At 62.4% G+C, this 12,969-nt stretch carries 13 protein-coding genes and 1 riboswitch; of the genes, 4 read left to right on the plus strand and 9 right to left on the minus strand.

Translation table 11 applies throughout. The features are described from left to right. Positions 1–115 precede the first annotated feature (115 nt). Positions 116–2,995 carry an EAL domain-containing protein gene (locus CCK88_RS01315; protein ID WP_086468751.1) on the plus strand — a complete coding sequence of 960 codons (2,880 nt, stop codon included), beginning with the start codon at positions 116–118 and terminating at the stop codon, positions 2,993–2,995. 18 nt (positions 2,996–3,013) lie between these two features. On the opposite strand, the gene CCK88_RS01320 is transcribed toward CCK88_RS01315, so the two are convergent. Further along, complete coding sequence (locus tag CCK88_RS01320; protein ID WP_244557488.1) at positions 3,014–3,619, minus strand: YqgE/AlgH family protein; 606 nt, start codon at positions 3,617–3,619, stop codon at positions 3,014–3,016. A gap of 87 nt (positions 3,620–3,706) precedes the next feature. Here CCK88_RS01320 and CCK88_RS01325 point away from each other — a divergent pair, with 87 nt between their 5' ends. The 3 genes from CCK88_RS01325 to CCK88_RS01335 are packed head-to-tail and all read left to right on the plus strand — an operon-like array spanning position 3,707 to position 5,744. Beyond that, the gene (locus tag CCK88_RS01325) at positions 3,707–4,543 is read left to right on the plus strand and encodes a protein-disulfide reductase DsbD domain-containing protein (RefSeq protein WP_086468752.1); all 837 of its coding nucleotides are present in this window, start codon (positions 3,707–3,709) and stop codon (positions 4,541–4,543) included. A gap of 18 nt (positions 4,544–4,561) precedes the next feature. Further along, positions 4,562–5,131: a peroxiredoxin gene (locus tag CCK88_RS01330; RefSeq protein ID WP_244557405.1), complete on the plus strand. Its 570-nt coding sequence runs from the start codon at positions 4,562–4,564 to the stop codon at positions 5,129–5,131. Positions 5,132–5,153: 22 nt separating this feature from the next. Then, positions 5,154–5,744 carry a hypothetical protein gene (locus CCK88_RS01335; protein ID WP_140048847.1) on the plus strand — a complete coding sequence of 197 codons (591 nt, stop codon included), beginning with the start codon at positions 5,154–5,156 and terminating at the stop codon, positions 5,742–5,744. 93 nt (positions 5,745–5,837) lie between these two features. On the opposite strand, the gene gcvPB is transcribed toward CCK88_RS01335, so the two are convergent. From gcvPB to CCK88_RS01375, 8 genes are all read right to left on the minus strand, one after another. Next, positions 5,838–7,382 (minus strand): aminomethyl-transferring glycine dehydrogenase subunit GcvPB, encoded by a 1,545-nt coding sequence (gene gcvPB / locus CCK88_RS01340; protein ID WP_086468755.1) that lies wholly within the window; start codon positions 7,380–7,382, stop codon positions 5,838–5,840. Next, positions 7,379–8,722, minus strand: coding sequence for an aminomethyl-transferring glycine dehydrogenase subunit GcvPA (gene gcvPA / locus CCK88_RS01345; RefSeq protein WP_086468756.1), 1,344 nt, complete (start codon positions 8,720–8,722; stop codon positions 7,379–7,381). The genes gcvPB and gcvPA overlap by 4 nt, the downstream gene beginning before the upstream one ends. Positions 8,723–8,726: 4 nt before the next feature. Continuing rightward, positions 8,727–9,092 carry a glycine cleavage system protein GcvH gene (gene gcvH, locus CCK88_RS01350; RefSeq protein WP_086468757.1) on the minus strand — a complete coding sequence of 122 codons (366 nt, stop codon included), beginning with the start codon at positions 9,090–9,092 and terminating at the stop codon, positions 8,727–8,729. A 10-nt stretch (positions 9,093–9,102) separates the two neighbouring features. After that, a complete protein-coding gene (gene gcvT, locus CCK88_RS01355) occupies positions 9,103–10,266 on the minus strand; it encodes a glycine cleavage system aminomethyltransferase GcvT (protein WP_086468758.1) in 1,164 nt (387 codons plus the stop codon). A 148-nt stretch (positions 10,267–10,414) separates the two neighbouring features. Next, positions 10,415–10,505, minus strand: a riboswitch (glycine riboswitch). 162 nt (positions 10,506–10,667) lie between these two features. Further along, entirely contained in the window at positions 10,668–11,156 is a 489-nt protein-coding gene (locus CCK88_RS01360; protein ID WP_086468759.1) for a F0F1 ATP synthase subunit B family protein, read from the minus strand. Positions 11,157–11,161: 5 nt separating this feature from the next. Next, positions 11,162–11,800, minus strand: a complete 639-nt coding sequence (locus CCK88_RS01365; RefSeq protein ID WP_425290625.1) for a F0F1 ATP synthase subunit B — start codon at positions 11,798–11,800, stop codon at positions 11,162–11,164. A gap of 97 nt (positions 11,801–11,897) precedes the next feature. Then, positions 11,898–12,125, minus strand: coding sequence for a F0F1 ATP synthase subunit C (locus tag CCK88_RS01370; protein WP_067459640.1), 228 nt, complete (start codon positions 12,123–12,125; stop codon positions 11,898–11,900). 57 nt (positions 12,126–12,182) lie between these two features. Further along, a complete protein-coding gene (locus CCK88_RS01375; protein WP_086468761.1) occupies positions 12,183–12,962 on the minus strand; it encodes a F0F1 ATP synthase subunit A in 780 nt (259 codons plus the stop codon). Positions 12,963–12,969 lie beyond the last annotated feature (7 nt).

The following is a 12,969-nucleotide window of genomic DNA, read 5'->3' on the forward strand; positions in this document are numbered from 1 at the left end:
CGTACCAGTTAGCCATCCGCTGGAGGATCAAGAAAGACAAGGGTTTGTCCTGGCTGCGCGCGTGTTCCGGGACTGCCGCCATAATGAAGCCTAGCGCAGGATTTAACTGCCCCCGATGCGTCACTTTTTTGCATTCGCGATCTTTCTTGCGTTCGCGCTGTTCGGCCTTGCTCCCAGCCAGGCTTTCGAAGTCATTTCCGTTCCCGAGGACGTCAACGCCGTCAATCTCTCGGACGTCGTGGAAGTTGTGGCAGGCCAAAACGGCCGTGTTCAGTTATCGACCGCGCCGGATGCCGACGGCATTATCCGCCGGATCGAGGTCGTCGCCAGCGAAGCCGGCACCAATCCGTATTTCGCGCTGATTGCGCTGCGCAACAACGGCGACCAGCAGGTGCAGCGACTGCTTGTGGCGCCGTTCTTCAGGCTGCCAGGCTCAGGGGTCTTCCAGCCCGATCTCGGGGAAAACCGCATCTCGGCGGTGACGCCGAGCGCAGGCATCCGCCCGGTGCGTCTCGCTGATCCCGAGGCGGACGTTTTCGAAGTGACGCTCGACCCGGGCGCCACCATGACCGTCATCGCCGAGCTCGCCACCGACAGCCTGCCCGAGCTGTATCTCTGGGAGCCCAGTGCCTATCGCGACTACGTCAATTCCTTCACGCTCTTCCGCGGCGTGGTACTTGGCGTCGCGTCTCTCGCTGCGGTGTTCCTGACCATCATGTTCGTGGTCAAGGGGCGCGGGGTTTTCCCTGCCACCGCTGCGTTCGCCTGGGCGGTTCTGGCCTATCTGTTGATCGATTTCGGTCTGCTCGGCCGAATTCTCGGCTTGTCCGCGAGCGGCATGCAACCCTGGCGAGCGGCCGCCGAGGCGGGCATAGCCACGACGCTCGCCGGCTTCCTGTTCATCTATCTCAATCTCCACCGCTGGCACCTGCGCTTCATCCATCTGGCGCTTGGCCTTGCCGCACTGTTCCTGGCGCTCTTCCTCTTCGCATTCTTCCAGCCGGCCATTGCCGCAACCATAGCGCGGCTCGTTCTGGCTCTCCTGGGCGTGTCTGGTTTCTTCCTCATTCTGCTGCTGGCCCTGCGTGGATACGATCGGGCAGTGCTGATGGTGCCCACATGGATCATCCTCATCGCCTGGCTCTTCTATTCCTGGCTGGTCATCTCGGGTCAGGTCAGCAACGACGTCGCGCAACCCGCGGTCGGCGGCGGCCTCGTCCTGATCGTCATGCTGCTGGGCTTCACGGCCGTTCAGCATGCCTTTTCCGAAGGTCAGGTCTCCATAGGCACGTTGAGTGAAGTCGAGCGCCGCGCGCTCGCGCTGACGGGTTCCGGCGATTTTGTCTTCGACTGGAACATCGAACGCGATCGCGTCACCGTCAGCGACGAACTTGCGACGCGTCTTGGCGAGAAGCGCGGCGCCCTGCGCGGCGCCATCAAGCGCTGGCTCGACCGCGTTCACCCCGATGATCGCGACCGGTTCCGCACCGCATTCGACACGCTGGTCGAGCTGCGCCGCGGCAAGGTTTCCGCCGATATGCGCGTCGCCGGTCACGACGGCAATTTCCGCACCTTCCGCATGCGCGTGAAACCGGTCCTGGGGGGCGATGGACAGGTCAACCGCATCGTCGGTACGCTGCAGGACGTGACCGAGGACCGCGCTTCCCGCGAGCGTCTCCTTCACGATGCCGTCCACGACAGCCTGACCGGGTTACCGAACCGACAACTTTTCCTTGATCGGCTCGAACGCGCTCTCGTGCGTGCGCGCACGCCCGGTGGCACCAAGCCCGCCGTGTTCCTGATCGATATCGACCGCTTCATGGAACTCGAGGAGCGCATCGGCCACTCCGCGGCCGACTCCGTCCTCCTGGCGATTTCGCGGCGGATTTCGCGCATCATGCGCCCGCTTGATACGGTCGCGCGCATCACCGGCGATCAGTTCGCCGTCATCCTGTCGTCCGAACAGGCGGCAGCCAAGATCGCCGAAACCGCCGAGCAGATCCGCAAGGCGCTGAAGGCGCCGTTCAATTTCGGCGATCGCGACCTGGTGCTGACCGCCTCGATCGGCGTCACCATCTATGACAGCAATCCATCCGCCGCGACCGACGTGCTGCGCGATGCCGAACTGGCGATGTATTACGCCAAGCGTCTGGGTGGCGATCGCATCGAAGCCTACCGCGCTTCGGCTCGCTCCATCGCATCCTACAACAAGGCCAGCGAGGAAGATCTCGAGCGCGGCCTGAAACAGGGCGAACTGCATGTGCAGTTCCAGCCGGTCATGGACCTGCAATCGGGCCAGATCGCCGGGGCGGAAGCGCTTATGCGCTGGAACCATCCGACGCGGGGTATGGTTACGCCCGAGGAATTCGTGCCTTTGGCCGAACGGTCGGGCCAGATCGAGAAGCTCGGGCGCCTTGCTTTCGAACAGTCTACGGCGCAGGCCCGCGACTGGATGACCACCATCGGTCTGCCGGAAGGGTTCTTCATTTCAGTGAACCTGTCGCCGAGTCAGCTGGCGAGCGAAACGCTGCTTGCCGACATGCGCAGCCTCGTCTCGCAGGATGGCGAACTCGCCGGTCATCTCAAGCTCGAGATCACGGAAAGCCAGGTGATGACCAATCCCGAGCATTCGGCCTACATGCTCGAGGCGCTGCGCAATATGGGCCTCGGGCTAGCTCTCGACGATTTCGGCACCGGCCACTCGTCTTTGAGCTACCTGCACCGCTTTCCGTTCGACACAATCAAGATTCCCGCGCCTTTCGTGCGCATGGGCACCGATACCGGCATCGCTCATACGCAGGCCCCGATCATCAAGTCGATCGTGGCTCTGGCCAATGACCTCGATCTGATGGTGATTGCCGAGGGTGTCGAAAGCCTCGACGAGATCGAACGGCTGCGTCAGCTCAATTGCCGCTACGCCCAGGGCTTTGCATTCGGCGCCGCCATGGTCGGTCCGGAACTGGGCAAAAAACTGGCTGCGCAGATGGGCAAATGACCCAGCCGGGCGCGGTGCTTAGCCGTGCCCAGCTTCGGTGCTCAGCGTCGCGCGCGTGATGTGAAGGCTGGCAAGAGCCCTGTCGTAGCGATGCTCGACCGGCACATCGAACAGAAGTCCGCGGTCGAAGGGGATGGTGAGCCAGCCATTGGCGCCGATTTCCTCTTCCAGCTGCCCGGGCGACCAGCCGCAACATCCGAGTGCAAAGAGCGCCGCTCGTGGCGCCGGTCCGAACGCCATGGCCTTGAGCACATCGAGTGTTGCCGTCAAGCCGATGTCGTCGGTGACCTGGTAGGTATTGCCGCTGTGGTAGTCGCCGGAATGGAGAACGAAGCCGCGACCCTTTTCGACCGGGCCGCCACGCATAACGGCTCGGTCCCGGATACTGTCCGGCAGGCGAATGACCGCATCGGGATCGCCGAGGTCCAGCTCGTCGAGAATGTCGGAGAAGCGCAGGTTCGCCAGTTCGTGGTTGACCACAAGGCCCATCGCGCCTTCTGGGCCGTGGCCGACGACGAGGATGACACTTTCGGCGAAGCGTTCATCCTCCATATCCGGCATGGCAACCAGGAATTGTCCTTCGAGAGTGTTCATATGCGGATTGTAAGGCCCGCTTGCCGCCATGCCAAGCGCATGGCGGCTCGATGCCATCACGAAGGCCTGAAGCGGCGCTATCTGGCCGTTCATCTTTTGCTGCGCTAATGCCAAGCCATGCGCGTCTCGAGTCTTGTCATCTGCTGCCTGTTCGCAACGGTCGTCCCTGCCCATGCGGGCGAGACTGCCTGGCAGGAGCTCGCGCCCGGTGTGCAGCTGAGACTGATCAGTTCAGGGACGGTCGATGCCGCAGGCAGCGCGTTGTTTGCGCTCGAGATCGACATGCCCGATACGACCAAGACCTATTGGCGGGTGCCCGGTGAAACCGGCCTGCCCATCGATCTCGACTTTGGGTCCTCCGTGGGTATCTCCGGATATGAAATCCACTGGCCGATGCCCACGCGCGAAGCGGGCAAGGGTGTTCTCGACTACGTCTATTATGGCCACACCATTCTGCCCATAGAGCTCGATGTCGGCGATCCACACGGGATCGTCGACGTGACGGCAACGCTGGGCATCTGTTCCGAAATTTGCATTCCCGCTCAGGCTCGGCTTACGCTCCCCGCATCTGATGGCGATGCGGATGGCGGCAACGCGCTGCGCATCCGCCAGGCCATGGCCCAGGTTCCTATTGCCTGGGACCAGGGTGCGGAGCCGGCCGGCGCCGTGAGAATTGCCGAAGACGGCGCTGCCATTGTGGTCGAAGTCGACCCAAGTGTGGTGGATCCGGCCAGCCTCATCGTCGCCGGCGACCTTGAAGCGCCGCTGTTTGGTGCGCCGCAAAAAAGCCCTCAAGACGATCTAGTCGTCCTTCCCATCGTGGGCAAAACCATCGATAGTGCGCTCGAAGGAATGGAGGTCGAACTGTCCTTCATGACGCCAATGGGCGCCTATGAGGTCAGTCGGACAATAGAAACCGGCGGCGATGTCGCGGCGAATGATTCTGGCCACTAGGCCGCTGGTCTTGTGCCTATGGCAAAAGCCGCTTATCGCAGTGACGAGAGTTTTGAAGTAGGCGGCAAGCCGCTGGGCATGGGGCAATTTCCAACAATGATTGAACGCGGCAATCCGATCCCATCAGTCGGGGTCAAGCTCGTGACTGCGACAGGCGTCGAGGATACGACAAGCGATGTCATCTTGGGGCAGGGTACCGTTGTGATGTTCTCGGTACCCGGCGCCTTTACGCCGACATGCCATGTCAATCACTTGCCCGGTTTTCTGGCGAATGCCGACAAGCTGCGCGCTGCGGGTGTCGACAGGATCGTCTGCGCCGCGACCAATGACCACCATGTCATGAAGGCATGGGCCGAAGCGTCGAATGCGCTCAAGGACATCGATTTCCTTGCTGACGGCAACGGCGAACTGGCCGAGGCGATGGGAATATCCAAGGATCTTACCATGGCAGGGCTCGGCAGCCGGTTTGCCCGCTCCGCCCTGATCATTCGGGATGGTGTCGTCGATGCCGTATTCGTTGAGGATGCGCCTGGGGTGACCGCAAGCGGCGCCCCCGCCATATTGATGGCTCTCGAAGCCGCAGCGTAAATCGCCAGGAGCAGATCGCGACATGACCTTCACCCTGACGTCGACTATCCGCCTTACCGCAATCGGTACGCTTGCCCTGCTGCTAGCAGGATGTTCGATGGGCTCGATGTTTGGCGGCGGCAGCGGCAGCTCCGCCAGTGCCAATCTGCAGAATGCGACCGCTACGCCGCAGGCCGTGGCGCAGGCCCAGACAAATGCCCTTCCGGTCATCGCCACTGAATGTCCGCCCATCAAGGTGCGCATCGGCGGCGAGGCCATGTATTATTACGGCAACGGCCGGGTCGGCGATGCCAAGGCCTTGCAGTATCAGGGCGTGATCGACGAGACCTCGCGTAACTGCGTGGTGTCCAACGGCCAGATCACGGTCAACATGGGCGTCACGGGGCGTGTGCTGCTCGGTCCAGCCGGAAGCCAGAGCACGGTCAATGCCCCGATCCGCTTTGCGGTGGAACGCGATGGCCAGGCCATCTTCTCCGAAAAATACACGCTCGCAGTGGCGCTGACGCCTCCGAGCCAGACGGCCGAGTTCGTCAAGGTGGTCGAGAACGTCACCATTCCCTATCTCGGCGGTGAGAATATCACCATCTGGGTCGGCTTCGACACCAGGGGCTGAGAGCCGTCCCGCAGGGCATATCCCTTCGGTGGAGGGATTTGAGGCGAACAGCCCATCATAATGAAGAGGCCCGGATCGCTCCGGGCCTTTTTCTTATTCTGCTGCCTTTGGAAGTTCCGCCGGATGCTCCCATCGGAGGACCGGTTGACGCGCGGCACGCGTTTCGTCAAGACGCCGGCGTGGGGCCTTGAGCGGCGCCGCGGTGAAGCGATCCGTGTTGCCCGAGCGTGCATCCTGGGCCAGCTCTGTCATCACGTTACAGAACCGGTCCAGCGTCTGCTTGCTCTCGCTTTCGGTCGGCTCGATCAGCATCGCCCCGTGCACGACCAGCGGGAAATACATGGTCATGGGGTGGAAGCCCTCGTCGATCATCGCCTTAGCGAAATCCAGCGTGGTGACACCGGTGCCTTTAAGGAAACTGTCGTCGAACAGCGCCTCGTGCATGGTCGGATAATCCGGGAACGGCACCGAGAACAGGTGCTGCAACCGCGCCTTGATGTAATTGGCATTGAGCACCGCATCCTTCGCAGCCCGGGCCAGCCCGTCGCCGCCATGGCTCAGCATGTAGGTGAGGGCGCGGACGTACATGCCCATCTGGCCGTGAAAGGCCGTGACGCGCCCGAGGGCCTGCTCTTCGACATGCTCGACCAGCTCAAGGCCGCCAGAGGCCTTCCTGACGAACGGAACAGGCGCGAAGGGGGCTAGGGCGGCAGACAGCACCACCGGGCCTGCACCCGGCCCACCGCCGCCATGGGGCGTCGAGAAGGTCTTGTGCAGGTTGATGTGCATCGCGTCGATGCCGAGATCGCCGGGCCGCACCACGCCCATGATGGCGTTGAAGTTGGCGCCGTCGCAATAAAAGAAGGCGCCGGCATCATGCACGGCCTCGGCGATGTCGATGACGTCAGGCTCGAAGAGGCCGCATGTATTGGGATTGGTGAGCATGATCGCGGCGACTTCGGGCGATAGGGCTGCCTTGACCGCCTGGACGTCGACCGTGCCATCGTCCTTGGCGGGGACCGGTTTTACCGTGTAGCCCAGGAAGGCTGCGGTCGCCGGATTGGTGCCGTGGGCACTCTCGGGCACCAGCACGACGGTGCGGTGTGCCTCTCCCTTGGCTTCCTGCGCGGCCTTGATCGCCATCATACCCAGCAGTTCACCGTGAGCGCCGGCCTTGGGCGAGAGGGCCACGGCCGCCGTATTGGTGAGAGTCATCAGCCAGTGGCTGAGCTGGTTCATCAGTTCCAGCGCACCTTGCACGGTCGCGACCGGCTGCAGCGGATGGATGTCGGAAAAGCCCGGCAGGCGGGCCATTTTCTCGTTGAGGCGCGGATTGTGCTTCATCGTGCACGATCCCAAGGGATACATGCCGCTGTCGATCGAGTGGTTAAGACGCGACAGGCGCACATAGTGGCGCATCGCCTCCGGTTCGGTGAGGCCGGCGAGGTCGAGCTTGCTCTTGCGCCCGAACCCACCAAGCCTAGCCATGCCGATCTCGACTTCAGGCAGGTCGACGCCCGAGTGCTCCGTATCGCCGATCTCGAACAGCAGGGGTTCTTCCGGCAGCAAGGCCGATCCGGAGGCGGATGTGCCGAGCGAGCCGACGCCAGTGGGGCGGCCTTGGGTGTTCATGCTCATGCCAGTTCCTCCGTCAGGGCGGCGACAAGGGCCGAAATATCTGCATCCGTCGTGAGCTCGGTGGCCGCAAGAATGATCAGGTTTTCAACCGAACTGTCGCCCGGCTGCAGGCGGCTGGCAGGAACGCCGGCAAGAATGCCACGGTTAGCGAGCCGTTCGACGAGGCCGGAGGCCGGTTGGCTGACGCGAATGGTCATCTCGTTGAAGAAGGTTGCGTTGAGAACTTCGACGTCAGGAATGCCGGACAGCGCATCGGCCAGCTTGATGGCGTTGGCGTGGTTGAGGCGGGCGAGACGCGTGAACCCGGCTTCGCCCAGCAGGGCCATGTGGATGGAGAACGCCAGGGCGCAAAGCCCTGAATTCGTACAGATATTCGACGTGGCCTTTTCACGGCGAATGTGCTGTTCGCGGGTCGAAAGCGTCAGCACGAAGCCGCGGTTTCCGTCGGCATCGACCGTCTCGCCGCAGAGGCGACCCGGCATCTGGCGGATGAATTCCTTCTTCGTCGCCATGAGGCCCAGGTAGGGGCCACCGAAATTCAGTGCATTGCCAATGGATTGACCTTCGGCAACGACGATATCGGCGCCCAATGCACCGGGTGCTTCGAGAAGGCCGAGTGACACCACCTCGGTGATGACGACGATCAGCAGCGCACCTTGGGCATGGGCGGCGTCTGCAGCGGCCTGGAGGTCGCGCAAATGACCATAGAAATCAGGTGTTTGGATCACAATGCCGGCGGTGTCGCCGTCGATCTGGCCGAGAATGTCTCCCTGGCCTTCAGGCGATGGCGAGAGGCAAACCAGGTTGGCATCGTCCTTGAGATAGGCTTTCACCACGTCGCGATAGTGAGGGTGCAGCCCGCCGGAAAGGACGATTTTGTTCTTCTTTGTCAAGCGCCTAGCCATAAGCACCGCCTCGGCTGTGCCGGTCGAGCCGTCGTAGAGCGAGGCGTTGGCGACATCCATTCCGGTGATCTTGGCCACCTGCGTCTGGAACTCGAAGAGCATCTGCAATGTGCCCTGCGAAATCTCCGGCTGATACGGCGTATAGGCCGTAAGCCATTCAGATCGCTGGATTAAATGGTCCACCGTCGCCGGGATATGATGCCGGTATGCACCGGCGCCGACGAAGAACGGGCCGTCACCGGCCGCATGGTTCTTGCCGGCCAGAGCCCGCATATGGGCTTCGACCAGGAATTCCGGGCTATGTGCCGGTAAATCCAGCACAAAATTGTTGAGAGCGGACTTGGGCACGGCCGAAAACAGCGCGTCAATATCGGTCGCACCGATCACGCCAAGCATTTCCTGGCGTTCGTGGTCGGAATGGGGGAGGTATCGCATTGATTTACTTCGTCAAATCCGCATAGCCAGCGTCATCCAGCAAAGAATCGAGTTCTGCTGCATCTTTGATGGCGATTTTGAACATCCAGCCGCCGTTTTCTGCGTCGGAATTCACCGTTCCCGGGTCATTGGTTAGCGCATTGTTAACCTCAACCACCTCACCGGACACCGGCGCGTAGATCTCGGAAGCGGCCTTCACGCTTTCGACCACGGCGGCCTCGTCGCCCTTCTTGAGAACCTTGCCGACCGCAGGCAATTCGACGAAGACGATGTCGCCCAATTGCTCCTGCGCATAGTTGGTGATGCCGACGATGCCGGTCGAACCGTCGACGAGGATATATTCGTGATCGGGGGTGAACTTGATGCTCATGGCGGGGGCCTCAGGCTGACTTGCGGAAATAGCGGTGTGGGACGAAGGGCGTGGCGACGACCTCGGCGGTCTGGGCGCGATTGCGCACCGATACCTGGAGCCGGGTGCCGATGGCGGTGTGTTCCGGTGGCACGAAGCCGAGGGCTATGGCCTTGCCCAGGGACGGGGCGAAACCACCGCTCGTGACCACGCCAATGGTTTTGCCGTCGGCATCGAGGATCTCCGCGCCCTCGCGGGCCGGAGCGCCTTCGACGATGAGGCCGACGCGCTTGCGGGTGAGCTTGCCGTCGCGTTCGGCGAGGATGCGATCTGCCCCCCGGAAATCCGCAGCTTCGCGGCGGCGCTTGGACACGGCGAAGCCCAGGTCTGCCTCGATAGGCGAAACGGTTTCGTCGAGGTCGTGGCCATAAAGCGGCAGGCCCGCCTCGAGGCGCAGGCTGTCACGCGCGCCCAATCCGATCGGCTTGACCCGCGGGTCGGAAAGGAGCGCGTCCCAGAGGGCGACGGCATCGCCCCGATTGACGAGGATCTCGAAGCCGTCCTCGCCGGTATAGCCCGAACGGGCCACGAAGACCTTGTCCTGACCCCAAGAGAAGGCGCCGTAGTTCATGAAGCCCAGCGTGACGGCTTCGGGGATCAGCGCAGCAATGACATCGACCGCCTCGGGGCCCTGAAGCGCGAGAAGCGCATGGTCGCCATCGGCCCGCACAAGTCTCGCGCGGTCACCCGCGGCCGCTTCGATCAGAGCGAAGTCGTTGTCCTTGGTGCCGGCATTGACGACGATATAGAGCCCGCCCGGCGTGATCGGGGAGCGCGCGATCATGAGATCGTCGATCGTGCCGCCGCGCTCGTTGAGGAGCAGGGAATAGCGCACCTGGCCGGGCCTGAGGCCGGCGATGTCGCCGCAGATCAGCGGCTCGATGATGGCAGCGATTGCGGCATGGTCGGCATCGGCGTCACCGGTGGGGTTGGTGAGCATGAGAAAGCTCGGGCCCATGTGGCTGACATCGAAAAGACCGGCCTGTTCGCGCGTCCACTTGTGCTCGGCCATGATCCCGGTGGGATATTGCACGGGGAGGGCGTAGCCGCCGAACGGAACGATACGGCCACCGGCCGCGACATGGCGCTCGTAGAGCGGAGTATGCTTGAGATCTTCTGCTGCAGCTTCGGCCATTGGTTCTCTCTGGCTGGACGGCGACACGACAAGGCTCCGCCGCGTGGCGGAAAATGCGTGCCCCCTCTGTCCTTGCCCTGAGAGATTTCCCGGCTGAGCGCCGGTTGCTCCTTCGGAGAGGCCGTCAGGCCTGCTTTCCAGAGTGTTTGACCTGACTGCGGTCCGTTTGCCTGAGAGTTTCCGGGGCGGTTGCTCCTTCGGCGCTGGCGCGTGTGGCCAGTCTCTCCCGCAGTCGAGGGCACCATGGTGGAGATTCACCGGGAGGTCAATCAGGCTTTGATTTTGTCCCCGGTGCGCCGCGTTCCCGGAGCCGTTCTCGGGCGCAACCCGGCGGTGAGCCGGTGCAAACAAAAAAGGCGGGCATTGCTGCCCGCCTTGAATTCGAAACGACCGGATTGGTCTTAGTTCAGACGGCCGGCCACGTCGGCGATGGCAGCGTCGATGACCTTGCTACCATTGCGGTTCATCTCATCGGAGAGAACGGTACGGGCTGCCTCGATGGCAATATCGGCCGAACGGGCACGAACTTCGGCAATGGCCTGGGCTTCTGCCTGGGCGATCTTGTCCTCCACCGCAGCGGTGCGGCGCGTGACGAGGTCGGCCAGCGACGCCTGGGCCTCGGCGGTGAGGCGCTCGGCCTCTTCCTTGGCGGCGGCGACAATGCCTTCGGCTTCGCGCTCGGCAGCGACGCGCTTCTGTTCGTACTCGACGAGCAGGGCGGCGGCTTCCGTACGCAGGCGCTTTGCTTCCGCGATATCGGTTTCAATCTGCTTGATCTTGCCATCAAGCATCTTGCCGATAATGCCGGGAACACCGATGGCGACGATCAGGACCACGAAGATGACGAGGCCCAGCATCGCAAAGAAGCTGTTATCCAACCATTCTGGCATGGCGCTTACCCCTTAACCTTGGCCACGGCAGCGCGGACGCTATCGGGCGACACTTCACCGACGAGCTGGCTGACAACGGCCTGGGCCGTTTCGGCAGCGATCTCGTCGACATGGGTGAGGGCCTGTGCCTTGGTCGCCGCGATGCGGGCTTCCGCAGCGCTGACCTTGGCCGACAGATCGGTTTCGGCGGCAGACCGCTTGGCCGACAGATCGGCCTGGATGGCCTCACGGGTCTGGTTGGCAATGCCCTGTGCCTTGGCCTTGGCTTCCGCCAGGGCCTTTTCGTAGGCAGCGATGGCAGCGTCGGTCTTCTGGCGGTCCGCATCGGCAGCGGCCAGATCGGTATCGATCAGCAGCTTGCGGTTTTCCAGAATGCCGCCGATGCGGGGCAGGGCCAGCTTGCTCATCAGCAGGTAGAGCGCGCCAAAGCTAATGGCGAGCCACAGGAGCTGACTGGGGAAAGTGGCAGGGTCGAAGGGCGGAAACACGTCCGAATGGCCGGCATCACCGTGCGCTTCGGTCGTGGCATGCGTGTCCACGGTCGGATCTTCATGACCCGTGGCACCCGGAACAGGCTCACCGTGCTCGGTGGCCATTTCGGTATGCGTATCCGCTTCTTGGGCGTGAGCTTGCGTTACCATCAGGTCGAGGTTCCGTTAAATCCGGTCAACCGGCCGACGGCCGGAGAAGGGCTGCAGCCGAAACAGATGTCCGGCTGCGGCAATTCTGTATGGTCGCGAATTAGGCGACGAACAGCAGGATCAGGGCAACCAGGAACGAGAAGATGCCCAGAGCTTCGGTCACGGCGAAACCGAAAATCAGGTTACCGAACTGGCTCGGAGCAGCCGACGGGTTGCGCAGGGCACCCGACAGGAAGTTGCCGAAGATGTTGGCCACGCCGAGGGCGGCACCAGCCATACCGAAGGTTGCAATACCGGCGCCGATGAACTTTGCGGCTTCAGCTTCCATTTTAATATCCTTTCAAGCGACTTTGGGGTCCGGCGGGTCATCCGCCGAAATTGGTGGTTAGTGGGACGGATGGATCGCGTCGTTGAGATACATGCAGGTCAGGACCGCGAAGACGTAGGCCTGAACTGAACCGACGAGAAACTCGAGACCGGTGATGGCGACAGCCATGATCATCGGCAGAATGGCGGCGAACCAGCCAAGGGCACCCAGGGCACCGATCATCATCACGGCAAAGCCGGTGAACACCTTGAGGGTAATGTGGCCGGCAAGAATGTTGCCGAACAAACGGACGGACAGGCTGATCGGGCGCGAGAGGAAGGAGATGACCTCGATCGGCGTCACGATGGGAAGGATGTAGCCCGGCACACCGGCAGGAACGAAGAGCTTGAGGAACTTCGGGCCGTTCTTGATGAAGCCGTAGAGAATGACGGTGAGGAACACCATCATGGAGAGGGCGAAGGTGACGATGATGTGGCTGGTGACGGTGAAGAAATACGGCACCATGCCGAACATGTTGGCCACGAAGATGAAGGTGAAGAGCGAGAACACCAGGGGCATGAACTTCATGCCTTCCTTGCCCGCCGAGCTTCGGACCATTCCCGCGACGAACTCGTATAAGAGCTCCGCCGTCAGTTGCAGCCGGTTCGGGATCACGCGCTTGCCCGACGTTGCCCAGAGCAGGAAGACCGTCGTGACTGCCACGGTCAGCACCATGAACAGTGCCGAATTGGTGAAGGCGAAGGTCGTGCCCGACCCTTCGGTGCCGTCGCCGCCAACGGTGAACAGCTTGAAGATGTCATAGATGACAAACTGGTGGATCGGGTCAGTACCGGCCATGGAGCCC

Origin of the sequence: Devosia lucknowensis, from assembly GCF_900177655.1 — a bacterium.
In the GTDB taxonomy this organism is placed as follows: Bacteria; Pseudomonadota; Alphaproteobacteria; order Rhizobiales; family Devosiaceae; genus Devosia; species Devosia lucknowensis.